The 23,004-nt window shown below is 61.5% G+C and carries 22 protein-coding genes and 1 tRNA gene; 16 read left to right on the top strand and 7 right to left on the bottom strand.

Annotation, left to right across the window (positions count from 1 at the left end; all coding sequences use genetic code 11):
- The first annotated feature begins 96 nt into the window (after window positions 1-96).
- The 7 genes from BW39_RS01610 (at window position 97) to ribD (ending at window position 9,683) form a co-directional block, all read left to right on the top strand.
- Window positions 97-690, top strand: coding sequence for a GspH/FimT family pseudopilin (locus BW39_RS01610; RefSeq protein ID WP_052155255.1), 594 nt, complete (start codon window positions 97-99; stop codon window positions 688-690).
- A 9-nt stretch (window positions 691-699) separates the two neighbouring features.
- Window positions 700-1,320: a type IV pilus modification protein PilV gene (gene pilV, locus BW39_RS01605; protein ID WP_043819247.1), complete on the top strand. Its 621-nt coding sequence runs from the start codon at window positions 700-702 to the stop codon at window positions 1,318-1,320.
- 3 nt (window positions 1,321-1,323) lie between these two features.
- A complete protein-coding gene (locus tag BW39_RS01600; protein WP_043819245.1) occupies window positions 1,324-2,394 on the top strand; it encodes a PilW family protein in 1,071 nt (356 codons plus the stop codon).
- An 11-nt stretch (window positions 2,395-2,405) separates the two neighbouring features.
- A complete protein-coding gene (locus BW39_RS01595; RefSeq protein WP_081816106.1) occupies window positions 2,406-3,116 on the top strand; it encodes a pilus assembly PilX family protein in 711 nt (236 codons plus the stop codon).
- 12 nt (window positions 3,117-3,128) lie between these two features.
- Window positions 3,129-8,021, top strand: a complete 4,893-nt coding sequence (locus BW39_RS01590; RefSeq protein WP_052155254.1) for a pilus assembly protein — start codon at window positions 3,129-3,131, stop codon at window positions 8,019-8,021.
- Window positions 8,018-8,509 carry a type IV pilin protein gene (locus BW39_RS01585; RefSeq protein WP_043819242.1) on the top strand — a complete coding sequence of 164 codons (492 nt, stop codon included), beginning with the start codon at window positions 8,018-8,020 and terminating at the stop codon, window positions 8,507-8,509. The genes BW39_RS01590 and BW39_RS01585 overlap by 4 nt, the downstream gene beginning before the upstream one ends.
- A gap of 64 nt (window positions 8,510-8,573) precedes the next feature.
- Window positions 8,574-9,683, top strand: a complete 1,110-nt coding sequence (gene ribD, locus BW39_RS01580; RefSeq protein WP_235264134.1) for a bifunctional diaminohydroxyphosphoribosylaminopyrimidine deaminase/5-amino-6-(5-phosphoribosylamino)uracil reductase RibD — start codon at window positions 8,574-8,576, stop codon at window positions 9,681-9,683.
- A gap of 20 nt (window positions 9,684-9,703) precedes the next feature.
- Here the strand turns inward: ribD and BW39_RS01575 are convergent, their stop codons facing one another.
- The 7 genes from BW39_RS01575 to BW39_RS32205 all read right to left on the bottom strand — a co-directional run bounded on the left by BW39_RS01575 (window position 9,704) and on the right by BW39_RS32205 (window position 15,919).
- Entirely contained in the window at window positions 9,704-10,129 is a 426-nt protein-coding gene (locus BW39_RS01575; RefSeq protein WP_043819303.1) for a type IV pilin protein, read from the bottom strand.
- Window positions 10,130-10,137: 8 nt separating this feature from the next.
- Window positions 10,138-12,534 carry a pilus assembly protein gene (locus tag BW39_RS01570; protein ID WP_043819239.1) on the bottom strand — a complete coding sequence of 799 codons (2,397 nt, stop codon included), beginning with the start codon at window positions 12,532-12,534 and terminating at the stop codon, window positions 10,138-10,140.
- A 15-nt stretch (window positions 12,535-12,549) separates the two neighbouring features.
- On the bottom strand, window positions 12,550-13,314 hold the full coding sequence (locus tag BW39_RS01565; RefSeq protein ID WP_043819237.1) for a pilus assembly PilX family protein: 765 nt from the start codon (window positions 13,312-13,314) through the stop codon (window positions 12,550-12,552).
- Window positions 13,311-14,186 carry a PilW family protein gene (locus BW39_RS01560; protein WP_043819235.1) on the bottom strand — a complete coding sequence of 292 codons (876 nt, stop codon included), beginning with the start codon at window positions 14,184-14,186 and terminating at the stop codon, window positions 13,311-13,313. The genes BW39_RS01565 and BW39_RS01560 overlap by 4 nt, the downstream gene beginning before the upstream one ends.
- The gene (gene pilV / locus BW39_RS01555) at window positions 14,183-14,803 is read right to left on the bottom strand and encodes a type IV pilus modification protein PilV (protein ID WP_043819234.1); all 621 of its coding nucleotides are present in this window, start codon (window positions 14,801-14,803) and stop codon (window positions 14,183-14,185) included. Before pilV (BW39_RS01555) ends, BW39_RS01560 begins: the two co-directional genes overlap by 4 nt.
- Window positions 14,794-15,357 (bottom strand): GspH/FimT family pseudopilin, encoded by a 564-nt coding sequence (locus BW39_RS01550; RefSeq protein ID WP_081816105.1) that lies wholly within the window; start codon window positions 15,355-15,357, stop codon window positions 14,794-14,796. Before BW39_RS01550 ends, pilV (BW39_RS01555) begins: the two co-directional genes overlap by 10 nt.
- Before the next feature lie 247 nt (window positions 15,358-15,604).
- Window positions 15,605-15,919: a hypothetical protein gene (locus BW39_RS32205; protein ID WP_081816104.1), complete on the bottom strand. Its 315-nt coding sequence runs from the start codon at window positions 15,917-15,919 to the stop codon at window positions 15,605-15,607.
- Window positions 15,920-16,158: 239 nt separating this feature from the next.
- Here BW39_RS32205 and rpsO point away from each other — a divergent pair, with 239 nt between their 5' ends.
- The 9 genes from rpsO to BW39_RS01505 all read left to right on the top strand — a co-directional run bounded on the left by rpsO (window position 16,159) and on the right by BW39_RS01505 (window position 22,972).
- Window positions 16,159-16,425 (top strand): 30S ribosomal protein S15, encoded by a 267-nt coding sequence (gene rpsO / locus BW39_RS01545; protein WP_012206984.1) that lies wholly within the window; start codon window positions 16,159-16,161, stop codon window positions 16,423-16,425.
- A 207-nt stretch (window positions 16,426-16,632) separates the two neighbouring features.
- The gene (gene pnp / locus BW39_RS01540) at window positions 16,633-18,894 is read left to right on the top strand and encodes a polyribonucleotide nucleotidyltransferase (RefSeq protein ID WP_043819231.1); all 2,262 of its coding nucleotides are present in this window, start codon (window positions 16,633-16,635) and stop codon (window positions 18,892-18,894) included.
- A 119-nt stretch (window positions 18,895-19,013) separates the two neighbouring features.
- Entirely contained in the window at window positions 19,014-20,015 is a 1,002-nt protein-coding gene (locus BW39_RS01535; RefSeq protein WP_012206982.1) for an NAD(P)H-quinone oxidoreductase, read from the top strand.
- Window positions 20,016-20,017: 2 nt separating this feature from the next.
- Window positions 20,018-20,764, top strand: coding sequence for a triose-phosphate isomerase (gene tpiA / locus BW39_RS01530; RefSeq protein ID WP_043819228.1), 747 nt, complete (start codon window positions 20,018-20,020; stop codon window positions 20,762-20,764).
- A gap of 58 nt (window positions 20,765-20,822) precedes the next feature.
- Complete coding sequence (secG, locus tag BW39_RS01525) at window positions 20,823-21,215, top strand: preprotein translocase subunit SecG (RefSeq protein ID WP_012206980.1); 393 nt, start codon at window positions 20,823-20,825, stop codon at window positions 21,213-21,215.
- Between the two features lie 117 nt (window positions 21,216-21,332).
- Window positions 21,333-21,417, top strand: a tRNA-Leu gene (locus BW39_RS01520).
- A gap of 73 nt (window positions 21,418-21,490) precedes the next feature.
- A complete protein-coding gene (locus tag BW39_RS01515) occupies window positions 21,491-21,850 on the top strand; it encodes an NADH-quinone oxidoreductase subunit A (RefSeq protein WP_012206979.1) in 360 nt (119 codons plus the stop codon).
- Between the two features lie 23 nt (window positions 21,851-21,873).
- On the top strand, window positions 21,874-22,353 hold the full coding sequence (locus BW39_RS01510; protein WP_012206978.1) for a NuoB/complex I 20 kDa subunit family protein: 480 nt from the start codon (window positions 21,874-21,876) through the stop codon (window positions 22,351-22,353).
- 10 nt (window positions 22,354-22,363) lie between these two features.
- On the top strand, window positions 22,364-22,972 hold the full coding sequence (locus tag BW39_RS01505) for an NADH-quinone oxidoreductase subunit C (RefSeq protein ID WP_043783660.1): 609 nt from the start codon (window positions 22,364-22,366) through the stop codon (window positions 22,970-22,972).
- The last annotated feature ends 32 nt before the right edge of the window (window positions 22,973-23,004 follow it).

Below are 23,004 nucleotides of genomic sequence, written 5' to 3'. Positions count from 1 at the left end.
GGCGTGCCTGCCGGACCAGTCTGGCGCAATGACAGGCGGCGTCGTGTGACCGCCGAACGGTTCCATCCTTGCGCGATCACAAAGCAATAATCAAATATGTCCTTTTGCAAGTTTCTGTTTCCGCGCGCAACGCGGGTCCGAGGCTTCACCTTGATTGAACTCATGGTGACGCTGGCCATTGCCGTAGTGCTGGCGATGCTGGCTGCGCCTTCGATTGGCGACTACATCGTCAAAAGCAAGATGAACGGCGTGGGCGGCGAGTTCTCGGGCTCAATCCTGCGTGCCAGGAGTGAATCCGTAAGCCGCAATACCTGCGTCACCATGTGCATGAGCAGCAAGGCGGCTGATGCGGCACCTGTATGTACGACGACGGGCAGTGACTGGCAGGTCGGCTGGATTGCCTTTTTGAACACCAGTTGCGATGCCACCGCCACCAAGCCTGCGGTGGATGGCGATCTGATCTTCGCCCGGGTGGCTAACGGCAGCGACGTGCTCCTGTCTGCTGCGGGCACCACTCCGGTCAGGTCCATCATGTTCAATTCCTCCGGTTCGCCGTCCTTGCCCAGCTCTTCCCAGTTTGGCCTTTTCTACAAGGACAAGGACAGCTCTTACACCCAGAGGTATGGCTCCAATATCTGCATTGATGCCCAGGGACGTTCCAGGAGCATCCCAGGCGACAAGTCCTGCTGAGGGCCAAGAATGAAATTCGCTCATGCCATGACACGCCGCACTCATGAAGGCGTAACGCTGATTGAGATGATGGTCGCGCTGATCATTATGTCCATCGGCCTGCTGGGCCTGGCTGGGCTGCAGGCGGCCACGACGAAATACCGGATCACCACCATGTCGCGCGCCGCAGGGACCGGCCTTGTATTCGACCTGTCGGAACGCATTCGCATCAACGCCGATGCTGCGGGCCCGAGCTTCATGCAGAGCGGCAGCGAAGTTGCCTCTCTGTATACGATCGCCTCTGACTGGACCGCGCAGCAAAAGGACAGTTTCTCCGTGAGCAAGAACTGCAACACGGCGGCCTGCACTTCCAGCGAGCGGGCCACTTTCGATCTGCTGACCTGGCGCCAGAAGGTCCGCGACAGCATGCCGCAGGGCGGTGCCATGCTTTCAGGCAACAAGCGCGATGGAATTACCGTGACCCTCATGTGGTTCGACAAGGAGTTCACCGACGGCAGCTCGGATGCCACGTTGCAGAAGGCACCCACCTGCAATGCTGACCAGAGCGGCATGGCTCGGCAGACCTGTTGTCCGGCAGAAGCCAAGGCGGTCGAAGGGGTGCGCTGCTCCCGTTTTTCTTTCGTGCCCTGAGCTATGAAAACGCACATCCAGCCACAGCGTGGCATGACTCTTGTGGAGCTGATGGTGGCACTGGCCATCAGCATGGTCATCATACTTGCCGCCGTTTTTGTGTACACGGCATCAGTGGATTCCCAGCGCGCCCAGGACCGCAGTACTGTCAGCAGCGAGACGGGGGCATTTGCCATGCAGATGATGGGGCGCGCCATCATGAATGCCGGCTTCTATCCGGCGCCAGCGTTGCCCATCCCGGTGGATGTAAGCCAGACTGGTATGTATGACACCTATCCGCCCATCCCTGCTACTTCGCGGGTGTCTACCGATTGGGCGGATCCCGCCAGCGGCTGGCCTCCCACGGCCTTTCAGACCGGGATCTATGGCTGCGATGGTGCAAAGCTTGACGTTGCCACCAGCCTCTGCGGGACGGAGACCGCCAATGACCCCGACACCCTGGTGATCAATTACTTCACCAGCGATTCGATGGGGGGCGCAACGGGTTCGCGTTTCGACTGCACGGGGCGGGACGTGGCTTCCGATCCCAGCAACAGCGAGCGCAACAAGGATGCCAAGGGTGTGACCATCGCAGATGGCAAGCCACCCCGCCTGCCGCTGTTCGGCTCCAACCGCTATGCACTCAGTGCAGGCACGGTGTATGTGGGGCGAAGTGAGGTGAGCACCAAGAGCCTGGTTTGCAGCGGCAATGGCAAAAGCCCGCATGGCACGGCGGACAGCACGGCCTACCAGCCACTGCTGGCGGGCATCGAGGACATGCAATTCACCTATGGCATCTATTCGACGAATCAGACGCTTTCCCCGGATCGCTTCTATACGGCCAAGGAGGTCAATGGACTGTCAAGTACCGTCATCGACGGTGTCACCATGACTGGCTGGCAGCGCGTTGTCTCCATTCGGGTCTGCATTCTGACCAAGACCCTCAATGGCAGAACCCGTATCGCCGACAAATCCGGCAGTGAGCGGAAGTATGTGGATTGCCAGGAAGTGGAAAAGAGCCAGCCGACAGGAGAGACCTATACCCGGCTTGTCCAGGTTTTCGGCGCTCGCAATGGCCTGAAGCAAAGTTACTAGATCGCGTGATCATGTCGTCGCAACAAAAAATCAATCATCAACGTGGCGTGGCGCTGGTTGTCGTGATGCTGCTGTTGGTTGCCATCACGGGTATCACGCTGTGGATGGTCAAGCAATCCACCCTGTCCGAGGGGTTGGCACGCAATCAACAGGATCAGGAGGCGGCGCGCCAAGCGGCCGAATCGGCACTGAGGGATGCGGAGCGGGACATCCTGAATGTCGAGACCGCGTTGCGCACCAATGCCTCCTGCTCTCGTGGAGTTCAGGAACTCAATCCCAACGACTTTTCTTCCACCTGCAAGGGCGGGCTTTGCTACATGGCTGATACCAGCTATACGACCACGGACTGGGCTGCCGCTGCCAAGGACAACGCCACAGTTGCCGAGCCCTGGTGGCCTACCGGAAAAGGGGGGCTGTGGAATGACGATTTTGACTCCAAGCCCAGTCGAACACCGGTCAAGGCAACCAACTGCAACTTTACGGGAGGCGTGCCGCTTGGAACATATACAGGCATTGCAGCCATTACGGGTGTGGCCGTGCAGCCCGAGTACCTGATAGAGATTTTCCGCAGAAAGCATGTACGGATGAATCTTGATGAAACCCTTGTCACATCGCGGGGCGAGAACGCAAATCAGTGGTCGTATATGTACAGGATTACAGCCCGTGGCTTTGGCTACTCGCAACGCACGCAGGTGGTGCTCCAGACCATCTACTTTCCTTGAGGTGAGGGAAAAATGAATACAAGAAAATCATTGCTGGCCTTTGTAGGTGGCTTGGTGGCTGCGTTCGCCTGCAGTGCCGTTGGCGCGAGTCCGCTGGAAGTGTCCAGGCCACGTCAAGGCGTTCCGCCGAACATCGTCACATCGGCCAACAAGCCGATGATCATGCTGACGGCCTCGAAGGACCACACCCTGTTCGGGCCGGTCTACACGGACTTCGAGGACCTCGATGGCGACGGCGTGATCGACACCACGTTCAAGCCCGACTTCAAGTACTACGGCTATTTCGATGCCACGAAGTGCTATGCCTATGAAAGCGGCATCTTCGTCCCCAAGGTGCTGGCGACGAAAACAGAGATCACCACCGGGACCGTCAAATCCAACAAGTTCAGCTGTCCTGCCACGCAGTCTTACTGGAGCGGCAATTTCCTCAACTGGGCAACGATGACGCGCCTGGATACCGTGCGCAAGATGCTCTATGGAGGCTTTCGCAGCGAGGACAAGAACGAATCCACGGTGCTGATGGGCTCCAGGCTGGTGCAGGATGCGCACTCCTTCGTCAAATACTACCGTGGCGCGGATATCCGTGACTACACGCCATTCTCGACCACTGATCTGATAAAGACGACGGGCGCCAATGCCAATGTTTATGCAGGCCTGAGCATGTGTGTCACGGGCAGCAGTGAAAATCCTGCCTTGTCGGAACCCAATATCCGGCTGGTCAAGGGCAATGTCAGATTCTGGTCCACCGTGGAGGTCAAGCTCTGCCGCTGGAGAGATGACACGGACAACTACAACCTGGGCACCTTTGGCCCCAAGCTGGCGCGCTTTTATTCCGATACAGACAAGGGCAACGGTGGGGTCAAGCATGAAGAGAAGATTCCTTCGAAGACTGCGGACGGAGCCACCTATTCCGGCGTAGGCCCTGACCTGACGGTGAAGGTGAAGGCCTGTGTTCCCAGCCTGCTGGGCGATGAGCGTTGCCAGGCCTATCCGGCGGACTCCACATCCAACTACAAGCCTTATGGCCTGTTGCAGGAGTTCGGCTATCCGAGCACCAGCAACGCTGCGGCGCGCGTGGAATTCGGCCTGATCACGGGCAGCTACGACAACAACCATACGGCGGGTGCATTGCGCAAGAACATCCGCGATCTGGACGACGAGATCAACCGCAGCACCGGTGTCTTCTGCCACAGCGAATCCTCGAAATGTGCCAAGAAGCTGGACGACCTTCGAGAAACGGGCAAGGGTGCCATAAAGACCTTCGACTCCATCATCCTGTTCGGACGCAATGGCACCTCGTATGGAAGCGGCAAGACGCCCAGCAATTCTCCCGACGGGGATTTGCCGGCCTGGGGCAACCCCATAGGCGAGATGGTGGTGCAGGCCCTGCAGTACTACGCCTACAACGGCAGCAGTCCTACGCCCAACAATCCGTCATCCAGCAACAACGACACGACGGCGGGCATGCCCGTGGCGACATGGGCCGACCCACTGGCCACGACGGATGCGCGTGCAAAATATGGCAATGCCATCTGCAGGCCCCTCAATATCCTTGCGTTCTCGTCCAATGCGCTGAGTTTTGACGGCCAGGCAGGAACGGCCTTTGGCACCTTGTCGAATACCACTGGAAATCTGGATTCCTACGTCAACAAGATCGGTGATGCCGAAGGGCTGACAGGCACATCGCGCTCCGTAGGCTCGGTGGGCGGCAAGGGGCTGACAGCGGCGGACGACAAGAATGCCTGCTCAGCCAAGACCGTGGGCACGCTGTCGGACGTCAATGGCATCTGTCCCGAAGCGCCCGCTATGGGCGGAACCTACCAGGTGGCAGGCGCCGCGCTCTATGGCAACACCGCCAAGATTCGCACTATCTCCAATCCGCCCTCGGATCTGGGCACGGTGGAGAACGCACTCAAGGTCCGGACCATGGCCGCCTCGCTGACCGGTGGCTCTCCGCGAATCGACGTACTGATCCCTGGCAGCAATCCCAAGAAATATGTCTATATCACGCCTGAGAGCGTGCAGGACGGCGGAAATGTCAGTGCGCCGTTGACCTTTGCCTCCATCAGTTCCGGCGAGTTCTATGGTTCCTTCATCGTCACCTGGAATGACATTCTGATGGGCGGCGACTACGACATGGATATCACCGGCTTCCTGCGCTACGACTTGATTGCAAATGCCAGCTCGCCTTCTGGCTGGGATATCAAAATCACCACCGACATCCCGGGTGTCTGCGGGGGCAGTCCGGGAACCCATGGCTTCAGTATCATTGGGGTGCAAACGGGCGGCAAATCCGCCAATGGGCGATACCTGACCCACCAGCACTACAGCAGTGGCAAGCTCAAGGGCATGCCCGATACCTCCCAGTATCTCTGCGGTGATGACAGCTACCGCAAGCGGCTGATTGGCACCAAGACGTATGACGGCACGGTCTGCAATGTCACCGGCAATGGCACGGTCTCGTTCAGCGACGGCAGCAGCAGCAAATTCTCCGCCTACTGCACGGTCAAGAACGAGGACTATCTGGTGCCCATGACCTTCAACATGGTTGGCGAGACGGATGCACTGATCAAGGACCCGCTGTGGTACGCAGCGAAATACGGCTACTTCCGCTCCAGCGAAAAGCTGTCAAACGGCACCTACAGCACACTGACCATGCCGCCCAACCAGGCCAGCTGGGACAGCCTGAGCAGCGATGGAAACTCTGGCTCGGATGGTGTTCCGGACGGCTACTTTCTCGCACGCCGTCCTGAAATTCTCGAGGCCCAGTTGCGTCGGGTGCTGGATGCCGTGGCGAAGGACTCGAATGCGGCTCCCGCCATCTCGTCCTCTCAGTTCGTGTCAGGCAGCTACAAGTACGTGGCCAAGTTCGACAATGCGACCTATTCGGGTGCGCTGGAGGCCTACAAGATCGATGCGGACGGCAATGTCGGGGCCAATTACTCGTGGGAAGCCGGGCTGCTGCTCAAGACCGCCGCGGCGGGTGGCACACGCGCCATCATCACCAACAGCGGCAATGGCAGCAATGCGGGTATCGCCTTGCGCTGGGACTCCCTGACCGACGCCTATAAGGAGCAGATGACCACGGCTTCGGCCAACAAGCTCAGCGTGGACAACGCCAAGCTGGCCTTGAACTATGTGCGCGGCGACCAATCTCTGGAGGGCGCCTCCGCTCTGCGCCAGCGTGGCAATAGTCTGTTGGGCTCCATCGTGAACGGTACACCCTGGATACAGGATCGCCCCCAGGCGCTGATTCAGGGCAATTCCGACTACACCAAGTTCTATGGTGACAACCGCAGCCGCAAGAAGCTGCTGTGGGTGGCTGCCAATGACGGCATGCTGCACGCCTTCGATGCGGAAAATGGCAATGAGCTGCTGGCCTATGTGCCGGGGGTGCTGGCCAATCGCCTGCCCGAGTTGCCGCTGCAGCGCGACACTTCCAGTCGCACCAAGCTCAACAACGCCAATTTCACACTGGATTCCACCGAGACCTTGCCGCAGGGCACGATCTGGCCCTATGTGGACGGCAATCCTTTTACGGCTGACGTATTGGTGACATCGGGCTCCAAGTCGGTGTGGCGGTCTTATGTCTTCGCATCGCTGGGTCGCGGTGGACGCGCCGTGTTTGCTCTCGATGCGACTGACCCTTCGAGCTTCTCGGAGTCCAATGCATCCAGCATCTTCAAATGGCAATTCACGTCGGACGATGATGCGGATCTCGGCTATATCACCGGCGATGTGGGTATCCATACCACCAGCAATCAGGCCACACCCGTGGCAAAGATGAACAACGGCCAGTATGCGCTGCTGCTGGGCAATGGCAACAGGTCTCCCGGTGGCAAGGCGGTGCTCTATATCCTCTACATGGATGGCCCTTCGAGCGGCAGTTGGAGCGGGCGCTATACCAAGATCGTCGCCGATGCCGGCACCGGCAATGGCATGGCCATGCCACGCTGGGAGGACTACAACGGCGACGGTACGGCCGATGTGATCTACGCAGGGGATCTCAAGGGCAATCTGTGGAAGTTCGATGTGTCCAGCACGACGGCAGACAACTGGGGTGTAGCCTACAAATCCACGTCATCCGCCAATCTTCCCTTGTTCCGAGCCCAGTACACCACGGGTACCGGGCCCTCGGCTGTCACGACGCAACTGCCCATCACAACGGCGCCGCAGACCTTGTTCATGGGGCGTGGCGGCATGCTGGTCACCTTCGGTACTGGCAATGCATTTGAAACCGGGGACTTTCCCGCGACTGGCACCACGCAACGCGTCTATGGCATCTGGGATCGCCCTGGTATGCCCACGACAAGGGCGTTGCCGGCCTGGTCGGGCAGCACGCTGGTGTCCCGTGCCTATACGCGCGATAGTGCGGGCAATGTCTACGTGTCTTCCGATGGAACAGCTCTGGACTGGTCACAGCACGATGGCTGGTACATCGCCCTGCCTGGCTCGGCCGAGGCCGTGCTCGCCGATCCGTCGCTGGATGCGGGCGTGCTTTCTCTGGTGGGGATCCGGCCTAAATCGGATTCCAACCAGTGCTCGGATACGCCCAACACGACCCTTTACACTATCGATCCTATTTCCGGACGTGCCGAGCGCAATGTGCAAGGCACGATGGTGGTGAACTCCAAGACAGTCATCATCGCCGGCAAGGACATTGGCGGTGACCAGCGCGTGCGCGTGGTGAATGACCGCTCCAAGAAGCCCTTCACCAAAAACTGCAAGGCGGGCGAGCCTGGATGTACTTGCACGGGCAGTACCTGCGAGAAGGCCTCACCGACCTGTGGCCCGGGCATGGGGGCCAAGCGTGTGGTGGGCCGCAATGCGGACGCCATCATGTGCTTCAGTTCTTCTCCCCGCATGCAGTGGCGTGATGTCCCCGGCCTGAGGACCAATCAATGAAAAGAACTTCTCGATTGATGGCGGGTTTCACGCTGATCGAACTGATGATTACCGTGGCCATCGTCGCCATCTTGGCCTCGGTGGCCTACCCCTCCTACAAGGAATATGTGGCCAAGAGCCGCAGGTCCGAGGCCAGAACCGTTCTCTCGTCTGCTCAGCAATGGATGGAGCGGTTCTATTCGGAGAATTTCCGGTATGACAAGAACAGCGCTGGAACCGCAGTGACCAATTCTGCGCTGTTCCCTGCATATTTCTCGGTATCTCCCCCCAAGGGGCAGGGCACAGCGGTCTATGATATTTCGGTTGTAGTGACTGAGGATGTGCGGGATGCCTACTCCATCAAGGCCGTGCGAAAGGCATCTGCCGGCATGGCCTCGGATCGCTGCGGCGATTACTACCTGGACCAATATGGCCGCAAGGATTTGAAGGAGTACAGTGACAAGTATTTCGCCAACAAGCAGGCGGCCATGGATTACTGCTGGCGATAGTCGGCGGATGGGCGGGGGCTGCCGCTGACTACCTGAAATGGTCTCCAAATTGTCCTCGCAATGGATGGCACAAGCCATCGGGCTTGCCACGCAAGCCCTGTTCATAACCTCACCCAATCCCCGGGTAGGCTGCGTCATCGTCGACTCCCAGGGGCAGCTGCTGGGTCAAGGCTCCACTCAGCGCGCGGGAGGTCCGCATGCCGAAATCATGGCCTTGCGTGATGCCCAGTCTCGGGGGCACTCCGTGCGAGGCGCCACTGCCTATGTGACCCTGGAGCCCTGCGCCCACCATGGCCGCACGGGGCCTTGCTGCGATGCACTGGTCGAGGCGGGCATCGGCAAGGTGGTGGCATCGCTGGCGGATCCCAATCCCCGCGTGGGCGGACAGGGCTTTGAGAGGCTGCGCGCCGCAGGTGTCGAGGTTGAGATTGGTGATGGCGCAGATCAGGCGTGGGAACTGAATCTGGGATTTTTCAGCCGCATGCTTCGGGGTAGGCCTTGGGTGCGCGCCAAAGTGGCAGCTTCTCTGGATGGCATCACTGCATTGAGCAATGGGCAGAGTCAGTGGATCACCTCTGCCGAAGCCCGACATGATGGCCATGCCTGGCGCGCTCGCTCCTGTGCGATTCTCACGGGCATAGGCACGGTGCTTGCCGATAATCCTCGCCTGGATGTCAGGGAGGTCGAAACGTTTCGGCAGCCTACCCTCATCGTGGCGGATAGCCAGCTTCAGACACCTCCGGATGCAGTCTTGTTTGCGGCGCAACGCAAGGTGGTCATCTACACAGCAGTCAGTGATCTGGCGTCAAGCCGTGCGCTTGCGCTGGCGGAGCGTGGAGCGCAGTTGCTGTGTATGCCTGATGGGCAGGGGCGTGTGGATGTTCGGGCCATGATCCACGATCTGGCGAGGCTGGAAGTGAATGAACTGCACGTCGAGGCGGGTCATCGACTCAACGCAGCGCTTGTCGAGGCAGGGCTGGTGGATGAGTGGTTGGCCTATCTGGCCCCCAAGCTTCTGTGGGGCGGGGCTGGTTGGGCCGATACGCCCTCTTTGAGCAGGCTCGCCGATGCGCAGGCCATGTCATTCCAGTCGGTCGCAAGCGTGGGCGACGACTTGCGGGTGATTCTTCGGAAGGTAGGAGCGGATCGGCTTGGTGTGGACGGCTCCACCTGAGGCATCTCACGCGGTCGCAGCTACCGTCCCCAGCACTCTATCGCTTTGGTATTCGCGCCCAGGTTCCGTGCATCGCGCTCGCCCGTATGGGTCAGTGTGAAATCGCCGCATCGGTCATTGAGCTGGGAGCCACGGCGCGTGGCGATCAGGGTGTAAGTGTCGTCGTCGTGGCCGCTGGTTGCCAAAAAGTCGATGGTGTAGCGCTTGCTGGAGTCGCGGGCCCAGGTCAGATCGACGGGGAGCTTGGTGGGGTAGACCCCGTTGGCCGTTGCTGCGCGCTCCAGCCATTGCTGGGCCTGCAGCAGGCCGGCGCGGGCATCGGCACGGTGGACTCCGCGGATGTATTCGTTGTAGCTGGGCACGGCGACGGTGCCGAGGATGACTATGACGGCTACGACGACCATGAGTTCTATGAGTGTGAAGCCCGGGGATGGAGGGCGGCGCATCGTGCGGCTCATTTCATTTGGCGCCAGCTGGGGCGCAGGGATTGCTCGGGCATGCGGGCGAGGACGTTCCGGCGGCCATCGGTGTCGTAGCCAATGGCGTGATGGCCTTTTTTGAGCAATGTCTGGGATCCCCCGGAGACGGTTGCGCGCGAGGCTTCCTGATCCGCCATGTCGTAGACGCCGTCGCCGTTGCTGTCCATCAATGGAACACTGGGCCGCTTGCCATCCATGATGTTCATGAGCGTCAGAAATTGGCTTTCCTCGCTCACATTGCAGGCATCAGCGGGGCGGCTCATTGCTTCACCAGGACGCTTGGAGGATCTGGCGGGTATCTGGCTGTAGATCGCGAGGAGGTTGCTGCCGTCGTAGAAGCTCATCGGCTTGAGCAGGCGCTCGCCTGACAGGGGAAGGTCTATGTACCAGCCTTTGTGCCGCGTCCAGTCGAGATCGGTGGTGGAGTCCACTCGCCAGGTGCCACGGCCTACGATCCCTTGCGTCTGTTGGTTCACCGAGCGTTTGGCCAGCTCACCGATGCCGGATACAGGGGCTGGACGCTCCCCTGCAGGCAGCTTGCACTCAGAGTCCGAGTCACCCGTGCAAGGCTGTACCCGGCCGTCCGCGAGCAGCTTGTAGCGGGTGTTGTCGAGGATGGAATAGATGCTCTGCACCGCCGTGCTGCCAGTGTCCTGCCGGGTGATGTTGCGTCCTGTGCCGAATGCCACCAGCATGCCGCCCACAGTCACGCGTTCATCGCTTCCTTTAGGTTCTGTGGTGACGCTGTACCGGTCATTGGCGCGTACGGACGCAGGGGCGGTAATGGGCTGGCGCAGTGCGCGAGAGGCCGTTGGCGAACTGCCACCCATGGCGGTGTACAGCGGCCGGCCGTTGAAGGCCATGCCCCAAGCGGAAGAGGCATCGCTGGCGATGATGAATTTCCACAGATTGCCCTGGAGGTCGCCCGCATAGACCACATCGGGCCGGCCATCCCCATTGATGTCCACGAGGCGTGGGGCAGAGAGCCCATTGTTGGTGGTATCCGGTGTGGTGCCGGTGGGGATGTCGCCTGTGGCCACGATGCGCAGCAGCTCCTGGTTGCCATCGAGGTACTGGATCAGCAGCACGGGTCGCTGGTTGATGCTGTGGTAGCCGTTGCCTGTCACCAGAGCCCAGCGGTTGTTGTTCAACTGCGTGATCTGGGTGCTGCGTTGCGGGTTGGCATCGTCCCGTACGGGCGCTGCAAGGATATGGCCCAGGTCCCTGTCTTCCTGGCAAGTGGTGCGCTGCCAGAGGTCGGCGGAGATGGCGCAGTCACCGGGATCGCTGTTGCGGGTCTGGGTGCGGTCCAGCAGGACCAGCGTGCCGGCGCCGTGTTCGTTGAAAGCCTCTGGGTGCGTGATGTCCAGCACAAAGTAGCCTTTGGCACCGGCGCCCGGCATGCCTGCCAGCACGGTGCGCCACTGCGGGGATGCATGGCTTCCCGAGTTGATGTCGCCGCTCATGGCAGAGCCATCCACGAAGTAGCGATGCCGGGTGTCGTATTCGAGGTCGGAAAGGTGTGCTAGCCCCGAAATCACGCCACGGGGGATGTAGGCGATCTTCTCGCTGCCGTCAGTGGCAGAAAAGCCGTGCAGCATGCCGTCGTTGCCGCCCGCGTAAATCATGGGCTGGCGCTTCTGCTGGGCGAGCGCATAGGCCGCATAGCCCGGCAAAGGCGAGTTGTCCACGGGGTGGCCGGTGTGCCAGATCTGGGAGTTGACGATATCGCCCTGGCGCGAGCCGCGTTGGCGAAAAGGGTGGGCTGGGTCAGGGCGCGGCGGTTGTCCCGCAGCTTCCATGCGGCGGTCGCCACGTATGAAGTTGAGCCTGTGCTTGCCCAGTTTGTCGGCCCTGCCTTCGGCATCGACGCTGAAAGACGCCTTCTGGGGGCGGTCCAGCTCATGCCATTTGAAAGACACGCCCCTTTGCAGTCTGTCACTCCAGGTCAGGATCAGGCGTTCATTGAGTACCTGTTGATCACTGAGTGCATCCAGGTGGTCAGCCGTGCTTTTGCCTTGCCAGCCGGCTGCTGCGGTGATGCTCCCGTCGGCTTGGACCGTTTCTGCGTTGATCCAGCCGCTCCAGGCAGCTTTGGCACTGTAGCGGGCCGTGAATATGTCCACGCCTGCCTGTGCAATCACGCTGCCGTTGGAGGTGGCGGAGCTGCTGCGGCCCTTGGCATTGGCTGGCTGGCCTGTCAGGCAGTCTTCAATGGGCGTGGCAAATTCTTTGTCTTCTTTCTGCGCCAGGGAAACTGGCGTGCCTGCCTCAGAGAAACTTTGGGCCTGGCTGTTTTGCGCGGCCAGGACTGCGGCGATCACGGCTGGCAGCAGGAGGGGGCGGAACCCAGGGTGGAAGAGATAAGGCATGTCAGACGTTCTGAATCAGTCGCGGCGCTTCTGGCGGACATAGGTCTGTTGCAGCACCACCTGGGTGCCGCTCTTGCGGCCGTGAGCGATGGCTGTGATGCGATAGATCACCTGGGGCTGCATGTAGAGGGCCAGACGGGGTGAGTCATTGGCGATGAGGCCTGAGTTCCCTGCGTTGGCGTCATAGGGCAGGATCTCTATCCAGTACCAACCCCCCTTTCCTGTCTCACGGCTTGCCAGGATGGGATTGCTCTTGCCTCCAGAAATGGCGCCCGTGAACTGGCCGTAGCGCGCGGCTACATCGGTGGCGGTCATCTGGCTCAGCGTGATCCCTTTGGTCTCGTCCACGTTGTTCCAGAAGTCCTGAGGCCCTGTGCGCTTGGTGCACAGGGCGTCTCGGCAGCTTGTGGGGGTGGCTCGGTTCAGGTTGGCCAGCAGCAGACCTACCTGCTGGGTTTCCTGGGGAAACTGGGTGATGGTTGCAGCGTTGCGGCAGACGGATGGCTGGCTGCTGTTGGCGATGCAGGCGGTGCCGTTGGCCTGTTCGCCTCGAATGTCCAGTTCGGCATCCTGCAGCAATGCCTGAGCAGCTTCGAGGGCGCGTTGGTAGTCGGCATCGTTGCCCACGAACATTTCGTTGAACAGGGCGCTGCGCGATGCCCAAAGTGCCAGCAGCATGGAAAGCATGACCAGGGTGATCACGATGAACAGTGCGACGCCTTTCTGACGCTGCGCGGCACAGGTGTGGGCATGCCGCATGCCTGCTGCTTTGGCGGTCATCCAGCCATCCCCTGGCTGCGCAACTGATACACGCTGCGAAAGACCATGTGCAGGCGCCGGGTCCTGGGCGCCGGCAGCGTGGTCATGTCGATGGATTCGGCTGTGCCGTCACTGCTTGCGCAATCGGTGTAGCGGCTGTCGGCGGGCATGTTGATGACTTCGGTTCCGAAAAGCACCAGACAGACCTCGGCGGCAACGACGCGTGACCAGTCCTGGCCCACGGCGGCTGCGTTGACGTACTGCAGGCGTGCATCACCTTTCGGCGACTGGATCAGATAGCGCACCTGGAAGTTGGCGACGTTCTGGGCCAGTGGCTGGGCTCCCGCAGAGGGTGCTCCGGTGCAGCGCAGGGTGTTTTTGCGGGTGTCCAGCGCAAAGCGGCTCAGGATCAGGTTGTGGCTGTTGGCCTGGCCCAGGCAATTGCGCTGCAGTGAAGTTTCGATGGCCGAGCCGTGCAGCGGTTGCGTGTAGTTGCTGTAGCCCACGGTGAGCTTGTATTGAGCGCGGCCTGGCGCATCAAGGCCCAGGATGGTGTCGTGCGCAGGGTCGAAATCTTGTGCGCTCGCCTCGAATGCAACGGGGTCCGCCACGTCAACGGTGTCTGTTCCCTTTTTTGCAGACGAGAGAAGCAGCCGAAGAGACCCCGCCTGCCGGATCTGCCGGCCCATGACGCGGAAGATGTGGGATGCCTGCTGCTGCAGCTGGCTGGCATCGCTGACGGTGCCGGAGACGGCGCGTGATGCCATGAGTGCGCCCAGGGCCACGCCGATGATCAACAGTCCCAGGAGAAGGCCCACCAGCAGTTCGACCAGGCTCAGGCCGCGTTGATCAGGCTGCATAAGCGTTGCGGCGGCGATGCGGGTGTGCTTCATGGGCTTGCGCAGAAGAACTGGACTGCGTTGTTGGCAAGATATGGCGCGCAACGAGCGCTGAGCGCTATGTATTGCAGGTGGCAGGTTCTGCCGGTGGGGCAGGCCATGGCTTCGTCGCCGTGTGTGCCATCGCTATGGAGTCCGATGGGTTTTTTGTAGCCGGCTTTGCTGGATTTCTCGTTTTCACGCCAGCTGATCACGATGCCCAGGTGGCGTCCGTTGCTGATGTCGTCTGCTGCAGGGAAGACCTTGGCGGCTCCGCCTGGCAGCAGTTGGTGCACGGAAGCCTTCCACAGCGCGAGGTTGTAGCTGGCCAGCGTTTCCGGGTCGCATGGTGTGGCGCTGCAGTCGGCGGTGGATTCAGGGGTGTGATCCCAATCGGATTCGTAGTTGCCCATCTGCCCGAGGGAGTTGGGATTGGCGTGGGTGCGCTCGCTGAAGTCTTCTATCAGCCGGATGGCCTGAGCGCGGCGCACGCCGCTTTGGGTGTCGGCCAGGGTGCGCATCTGCAGGCTCAGGATTCCCAGAACACCCAGGGCCGTGACGACGGTGGCAACCAGGGTTTCGATCAGGGTGAAGCCTTTGGCGTGCCGGGCGCGGGTACTTGTCAGGCGCATGGAATGCCTTCCCGGCCGACCACACGGATACGTCCGCCGGACGAAACGCAGATGCCTTTCGCTGCAGCGGAGACGAGGCCGGCGGAAGACGGGGCGACGGCGAAGCCCATGGCCGTGAATCCACCCATTTGTCCCCATCGGTCCACACTGATGATGGCGGCGGATCTGGAGCGGATGACAAGGGTGCGTGCGGGAGTGTCGAAGCGCTGTAGTTCTTCCCGGGGATCCCAGCGCTTGTTGCCATTGCGGTCAACGAACACTACCCAGCCACAGCCCCAGTCCGCGTGACGTGCAGCCAGAGTGCAGCCGTTGGTGCCTTGGGGTAGTTTCTGGATGAAGACGCCGCCCCCGCGCCGCACGCCTTCGGAGCGCGCGTATTGCAGCGTCGACTGCAGGCCCTCGACGGTCTGGCGAACGCGCCATCGCTCGATGATGAGGTGGAAGCTGGGTGCTGCCAGCGTGGTGAGCACGGCGAGGATGGCGACGACCACCATCATCTCGATGGCCGTGAAGCCTTGTGTGCCCGGGTGGGCCTGAGGCCAGGTCGATGACATGTCTTGAATCCCTCCCCGTCGATCTGCTTGCGAAGCGCTGGTTGTCTTTGCGCGCCGCTCAATCTATTGGGGTTCTTCGTACATGTCTTTCAGACAAATCTGTTTCTGACCTCAACAATTAGGAGTCGTACCGTTGGTGCAGGGTCATTCGGCATGACGATGCGTAAAAAAATCCAATGGTGAAAAGGTGTTGCCGGCTTTGCCGCTATCGGACTCCGGGGTAGGACTGTTTTTGTTTGGAGAACCCTCAGCGCTGCTGTCTGCCGGGTGGCGGCCGGGTATATCCGGCGCATGCCCCGGCGTTGTGCCGGCCCTGGCATTCGCGGTACAGCCGCCTGTCGCGTTGTTCGGGCGATTCCTCGGAGCTGCTGCGGTGGGTTGGAACACGGACCCGCTGTCCGCCTTTTTTGAGCTTGGCGCCTTGCGCGGCCGATGTGTCGGAGCGGTGAGGGCTCGCCTGGGCCGGCAGGGCCAGGCATAGGGCCGCGACCAGGCTCAGCAGGGCGCATTGCTGCCGATGTGCGCGCCAGGTTGCAGTCGTGAATGAAAAACGCGTTGCCATGGTGTTGCCCTCCCGTGATCTATGAATGTCTGCAGGCTTCGCGGCATTCTGGGCGGGCTGTCGGCCGGCACGGTGTGGGGCCACAAAGCATGTGTGGATGCTGGACAGGGCGCGCTTGTTATAATCCCAGGGTTTTGCATGGTGCAAGACGCACGTCGGGGCCTTTCCAGTCCCGGCGCAAGTAACCAAGGCTGCCTCCCTGCTTTTGTCTGTGAGGGGCCAATTTCAAAGGAAAAAAAATGATCGCATCTTCCGTGAAGGCTGAAGTCGTCAAGTCCAACGCACGCTCTGCCAACGATACTGGCAGCCCAGAAGTGCAAGTGGCCCTGCTGACCGCACGCATCAACGAGCTGACCCCTCACTTCAAGCAACACGCCAAGGACCACCACGGTCGTCGCGGCCTGCTGCGCATGGTGAGCCGTCGTCGCAAGCTGCTGGACTACCTCAAGTCCAAGGACGCTGATCGCTACACCGCACTGATCGCCAAGCTGGGCCTGCGCAAGTAAGCACGGTGGGAGATCAAAACGCCTGAGTTAGCCTGTCTAGCTCAGGCGTTTTTTACTTCGGAGAATGCAAGACAGAGCGAAGCTGTGTCATTCCAATGCTGCTGATTTGATAGCAGTGAATCCAGCACTGGAATGGCATCGTGTTCTGAATTGCTCTCCATCATGGCCCGATGAGTGCATCGGTCCACCCATTCCAAAGGAGCAACAATGTCCATCTTCAACAAAGTCACCAAGACCTTCCAGTGGGGCCAGCACACGGTCACCATGGAAACCGGCGAGATCGCCCGCCAGGCTTCCGGCGCCGTGCTGGTCAACATCGATGACACCGTGGTGCTGGCCACCGTGGTGGCGTCCAAGCAGGCCAAGTCCGGCCAGGACTTCTTCCCGCTGACCGTCGATTACATCGAGAAGACCTACGCCGCAGGCAAGATCCCCGGCAGCTTCTTCAAGCGCGAAGCCAAGCCCAGCGAACTCGAAACCCTGACCAGCCGCCTGATCGACCGCCCGATCCGCCCGCTGTTCCCCGAAGGTTTCTACAACGACGTGCACGTGGTCATCCACACCGTGTCGCTGAACCCCGAAGTCGATGCCGACATCGCCGCCCTGATCGCCACCTCGGCTGCCCTGTCCGTGTCGGGCATTCCCTTCAATGGCCCCATCGGTGCCGCCCGCGTGGGTTACATCAATGGCGAGTACGTGCTCAACCCCGGTCAGACCCAGCGCAAGGATTCGCAGATGGATCTGGTCGTGGCTGGCACCGAAGCCGCCGTGCTGATGGTGGAGTCCGAGGCGCAGCAACTGCCTGAAGACGTGATGCTGGGCGCCGTGGTCTTTGGCCACGAGCAAGGCCGCATCGCCATCGACGCCATCCACGAGCTGGTGCGCGAAGCCGGCAAGCCCGTCTGGGACTGGGTTGCTCCCGCCAAGGATGAAGAGCTGATCGCCAAGGTGGCTGCACTGGGTGACGAAGCCCTGCGCACGGCCTACCAGATCCGCAACAAGCAAAGCCGCACGCAAGCCTGCCGCGAAGCCTACGCCGCCGTGAAGGCTGGCCTGACGGCCCAGGGCGTGGAGTTCGACGGCGTCAAGGTCGAAGGCATGCTGTTCGACATCGAGGCACGCATCGTTCGCAGCCAGATCCTGGCCGGCGAGCCGCGCATCGACGGCCGTGACACGCGCACCGTGCGCCCCATCGAAATCCGCAACTCCGTGCTGCCCCGCACGCACGGCTCGGCCCTGTTCACGCGCGGCGAGACGCAGGCCCTGGTCGTGTCCACGCTGGGCACCGAGCGCGACGCGCAGCGCATCGACGCGCTGGCTGGCGAGTTCGAGGACCGCTTCCTGTTCCACTACAACATGCCTCCCTTTGCCACCGGCGAAGTGGGCCGCATGGGCTCGACCAAGCGCCGCGAAATCGGCCACGGCCGCCTGGCAAAGCGCGCCCTGGCGGCCTGCCTGCCCAGCAAGGAAGAATTCCCCTACACCATCCGCGTGGTGTCGGAAATCACCGAGTCCAACGGTTCCTCGTCCATGGCTTCGGTCTGCGGCGGCTGCCTGTCGATGATGGATGCAGGCGTTCCGATGAAGGCCCACGTGGCCGGCATCGCCATGGGCCTGATCAAGGAAGACAACCGCTTCGCCGTGCTGACCGACATCCTGGGTGATGAAGATCACCTGGGCGACATGGACTTCAAGGTGGCCGGCACGACCAGCGGCATCACTGCGCTGCAGATGGACATCAAGATCCAGGGCATCACCAAGGAAATCATGCAGGTCGCCCTGGCCCAGGCCAAGGAAGCGCGCATGCACATCCTGGGCAAGATGCAGGAAGCCATGGGCGAAGCCAAGGCCGAGATCTCGTCCTTCGCTCCCAAGCTGTACACGATGAAGATCAACCCCGAGAAGATCCGTGACGTGATCGGCAAGGGCGGCTCCACCATCCGTGCGCTGACCGAAGAGACCGGCACGCAGATCGACATCGGCGAAGACGGCACCATCACCATTGCCTCCAGCGATGCCGCCAAGGCCGACGAAGCCAAGCGCCGCATCGAAGAGATCACGGCCGAAGTCGAAATCGGCAAGATCTACGAAGGCCCGGTCACCAAGATCCTGGACTTCGGTGCTCTCGTGAACCTGCTGCCCGGCAAGGACGGTCTGCTGCACATCAGCCAGATTGCCCACGAGCGCGTGGAGCGCGTCGCCGACTACCTGCAGGAAGGCCAGATCATCAAGGTCAAGGTCATGGAGACCGACGAAAAGGGTCGTGTCAAGCTGTCGCTGAAGGCGCTGACCGAGCGTCCTGCCGGCATGGAGCGCAGCGAGCGCCCCGCGCCTGCCGAGCGTGAGTTCCGCCAGCCGCGCGAGCCCCGCCAGCAGCGCGAGTTCCGCGAGCCGCGTGAACCCCGCGAGCCCCGTGACGGCGGCCGTCCGGCTGCCGAGGGCGAGCAGCAACAGCAACAGCAGCAGTAATGCCCGGCAAGGCCATTCCCCAAAAGGGGGTGGCCTTGCAGGTGCATGTGGTGACTGGCAAAAAGCGCTGACCTGTTCAGCGCTTGTGGCATTTTTGACAGGGATTGCGAGGTCGAAAGATGGAAAAGCAAATCATGCGTGCCGTGGAACTCACGGACTTTGGTGCTCCCGAGGTATTGCGCCTGGGCGAGCGTCCGCTGCCCGTTGCGGGTGCGCAGGAGTTGCTGATCCAGGTGTCGGCCAGTGGTGTCAATCGCCCTGATGTGTTGCAGCGCAAGGGGCACTATGCTCCGCCGCCTGGCGCCTCCGACCTGCCCGGGCTGGAAGTGGCCGGGGTGATCGTGTCGGGCGACGACGAAGCCATGCGGCTGGCAGGCCTGCGCGTGGGAGACCGCGTGTGCGCGCTGCTGGCCGGCGGTGGCTATGCGGAGTACTGCGTTGCGCCTGTGGCCCAGTGCCTGCCCATCCCGGCAGGGCTCAGCGAGGTGGAGGCGTCGGCATTGCCTGAGACCTTCTTCACCGTCTGGAGCAATGTGTTCGACCGCGGTGCCTTGCAGGCGGGCGAAACCCTGCTGGTGCAGGGCGGCAGCAGCGGCATCGGCGTGACGGCCATCCAGCTGGCCAAGGCGCGCGGCGCAACGGTCATCGTGACCGCTGGCTCCGATGCCAAGTGCGCCGACTGCCTCAAGCTGGGTGCCGACCATGCCATCAACTACCGTACCCAGGACTTTGCCGCGGAGGTGCAGCGCATCACCGAAGGCAGGGGCGTGGACGTGATCCTGGACATGGTGGCGGGTGGCTATGTGGCGCGCGAAGTGCAAAGCCTGGCAGAGGATGGCCGCCTGGTCATCATTGCGGTGCAGGGTGGCATCAAGGCAGAGTTCGACGCGGGCCTGGTCCTGCGTCGCCGTCTGCTGGTGACGGGCTCCACACTGCGTCCGCGGCCTGTGGCTTTCAAGGCAGCCATCGCCCAGGCCCTGCGCCGCGAGGTCTGGCCGCTCATCGAGGCAGGCGGCATTCGTCCTGTGATCCATAGCACCTTTGCTGCCGCTGATGCCGACAAGGCGCACGCGCTGATGGAGTCGAGTCAGCACACCGGCAAAATCGTTTTGACGTGGTAACCATGAAGAAGAAACTCATCGTCGGCAACTGGAAGATGAATGGCAGCCTGGCTGCCAATGCCGTTTTGCTCAAGGCCCTCAAGGAGGGTCTGCCCGAGTGGGGCAATGTGGGCGTGGCTGTGGCCGTGCCTGCCGTCTATCTGGCCCAGGCCCAGGCCGAGCTTGAAGGCTCGGCCATCGGCGTGGCCGCGCAGGACGTGTCGCAGCATGAATCGGGTGCCTATACGGGCGAGCTGTCGGCCGCAATGCTTCGGGATTTTGGCGTGCGCTATACGCTGGTGGGGCATTCGGAGCGTCGCCAATACCATGGCGAAACCGATGCCGTGGTGGCGCTGAAGGCGCAGGCTGCGCTGGCCAAGGGCGTCACGCCCATCGTCTGTGTGGGTGAAACGCTGGCGGAGCGCGAGGCGGGGCAGACCGAAGAAGTGGTCAAGCGCCAACTGGCGGCCGTGATCCACCAGGTGGGCCAGTGCATCAATGAGCTGGTCGTGGCCTATGAGCCCGTCTGGGCCATTGGCACCGGCAGGACCGCCACGCCGGAGCAGGCCCAGCAGGTGCATGCCGTGCTGCGCGCCCAGCTGGCGGCTGCCAGCCAGCAGGCCGATCGCATCGCCTTGCTGTACGGCGGCAGCATGAATGCCTCCAATGCAGCCCAGCTGCTGGCCCAGGCCGACATTGACGGTGGCCTGGTGGGCGGAGCGTCGCTCAAGGCGGCCGATTTCCTGACCATCATCGCTGCGGCCCAGTAAGCCGGGGCGGTTTTTCCATTCGCTTTTTTAGCTCTCGCGTTACTAGCAGGTACAACCAATGAATGCATTCGCAAGCGTGATCCTCGCCGTTCAGATGCTGTCGGCTCTCGGCATGATCGGCCTGATCCTGATTCAACACGGCAAGGGTGCCGACATGGGCGCCTCGTTCGGCAGCGGCAGCTCCGGCAGCCTGTTCGGTGCCTCGGGCAGCGCCAACTTCCTGTCGCGCTCCACGGCAGGCCTGGCCACAGTGTTCTTCGTGGCCACACTGGCGCTGGCCTATCTGAGCAATGCGCGTCCGGTCAGCTCGGGCAGCGTGCTGGAAGGTGCCGCACCCATCACGGCTCCGGCTCCTGCGGCCTCTGGCGCTGCTGGCGAAGTGCCCGCTCCTGCTGCAGGTCAGGCGCCTGCTGCCGGTGCTGAAGGCGCTGCCCAGATCCCTACGAAATAATTTCGAACAAAGTCCTCGGTCCTCCGGGTCCGAGGGTTTTTCAGAGTAGAATCTAGAGATTGTTCGGTAGGCGGAATCTTTGCAACGGAGATAAAGAGCCAGCCGAAATCAAGACTTGCCGTCGTGGTGAAATTGGTAGACACGCTATCTTGAGGGGGTAGTGGCGAAAGCTGTGCGAGTTCGAGTCTCGCCGACGGCACCAAGATATAACTAAGAGCCTGCCCTGCTGATCAGGCTGATCGGTGCGGGCATGCCTTTCAAGGTAGCCGCACACGATGAACATCGACCAGTATCTTCCCGTTCTTTTGTTCATTCTCGTCGGCATGGGTGTCGGCGTAGTCCCCCTGGTACTGGGGTATGTGCTGGGTCCGAACCGACCCGATGCCGCCAAGAACTCCCCCTATGAATGTGGCTTCGAGGCCTTCGAAGACGCGCGCATGAAGTTCGATGTGCGCTACTACCTCGTCGCCATCCTGTTCATCCTGTTTGATTTGGAAATCGCCTTTCTGCTGCCCTGGGCCGTTGCGCTTCGGGACGTGGGTGGGGCTGGTTTCGCCGCTGTCCTTATTTTCCTGACCGTTCTCGTCGTGGGCTTTGTCTACGAATGGAAGAAGGGTGCGTTGGACTGGGACTGAAGCGGGTTCACTAAGGAAACACGATGATCGAAGGCGTGATGAAAGAAGGCTTCATCACCACGAGTTACGACTCTGTGGTGAATTGGGCCAAGACGGGCTCGCTGTGGCCCATGACATTTGGTCTGGCCTGCTGCGCGGTGGAGATGATGCACGCTGCGGCGGCGCGTTACGACATCGGTCGCTTTGGCTCGGAAGTCTTCCGTGCCAGCCCGCGGCAGTCGGACCTGATGATTGTGGCCGGCACCCTGTGCAACAAGATGGCGCCCGCCATGCGCAAGGTCTATGACCAGATGTCCGAGCCCCGCTGGGTCATCTCCATGGGCTCGTGCGCCAACGGCGGCGGCTACTACCACTACAGCTATTCCGTGGTGCGCGGCTGTGACCGCATCGTGCCGGTCGATGTCTATGTGCCTGGCTGCCCCCCCACGGCGGAAGCCCTGATCTACGGCATCATCCAGCTGCAGCAGAAGATCCGCCGCACCCATACCATCGCTCGCGTCTAAGGGCTAGATGATGACTGCTATTGCGATTCACCCCGAAGTGCTTCGGGATGTGGTGGCTGCTGCCTTGGGCGACAAGGCGCGCAGCGTGACCGTGGCCCTGGGCGAGGTGACGGTCGAAGTGTCCGCCGCCCAGTATCTGGAGGCCATGCAGGTTCTGCACACTGCTCCGGATTGCCGGTTCGAGGTCCTGGTGGACCTGTGCGGCGTGGACTACTCCACCTATGCAGAAGTCGGGCGTGAAGGCCCGCGCTTTGCCGTGGTATCCCACCTGCTGTCGATCAGCCTGAACCAGCGCCTGCGCGTTCGTGTCTTTTGCACCGACGACGATTTCCCGGTGGTGGCTTCCGTCACTTCCGTCTGGGCGGGTGCGAACTGGTTCGAGCGCGAGGCGTTCGACCTGTTCGGCATCGTCTTCGACGGCCATGACGACCTGCGCCGCATCCTGACCGACTACGGCTTCATCGGCCATCCCTTCCGCAAGGACTTCCCGCTGTCGGGCCATGTGGAAATGCGCTATGACCCTGAGCAACAGCGCGTGGTGTACCAGCCGGTCACCATCGAGCCCCGCGAGATCACGCCGCGGATCATCCGCGAAGACAACTACGGGGGCCTGCACTGAAGGCGCTCCAGGCGCCTTTTTGATGGACGACC

Source organism: Delftia sp. RIT313 (genome assembly GCF_000632165.1).
GTDB classification, from domain to species: domain Bacteria; phylum Pseudomonadota; class Gammaproteobacteria; order Burkholderiales; family Burkholderiaceae_C; genus Comamonas; species Comamonas acidovorans.
Note: the sequence above shows the minus strand (reverse complement) of the source record. Positions and strands in the feature narration are given on the sequence as shown.